The organism is Dellaglioa sp. CoH-57-MRSF-17, from assembly GCF_056782015.1.
This window is the reverse complement of sequence record NZ_JBXAXY010000097.1, coordinates 1-332: the sequence shown is the minus strand read 5'-3', so window position 1 is coordinate 332 and position 332 is coordinate 1. Positions and strand designations below refer to the sequence as shown.

Annotated in this window: 1 protein-coding gene; it reads right to left on the bottom strand. The window is 51.8% G+C overall.

Annotated features, from left to right (window positions below; translation table 11 throughout):
• Positions 1 to 332, bottom strand: a 332-nt coding sequence (locus AC1RPJ_RS08035; protein WP_481762886.1) for a hypothetical protein, incomplete at both ends; no start/stop codon positions are given.

The window sequence follows — 332 nt, the reverse complement described above, 5'->3', positions numbered from 1 at the left end:
ACATATTCAATGACGGCAACCACGGAGTTAGTCACGTCCAACAGATACACGAAGATTGGCTTCTTGTAGTCCGACGGGCGTCCCCAACCACCGCCCATCGTGGCAGCTGCCGTGGCACCAAATGGCGTGAGAATCGTATTGTTCCACGCCTGTAGGTACTTGAATGCTTGGTTGGAAGAGTCCGAATAGATATCGAGACGCAGGTTATCTACGCTGTACTTCGATGGGTACTTACGATCACGACCTTCGCGAAAGATCGTTACTTGATCGTAGACCCGGAATGGGCATGTAGCACCTTCCACGAAATACCACGGAAGTTGCGCTGAGCTGCT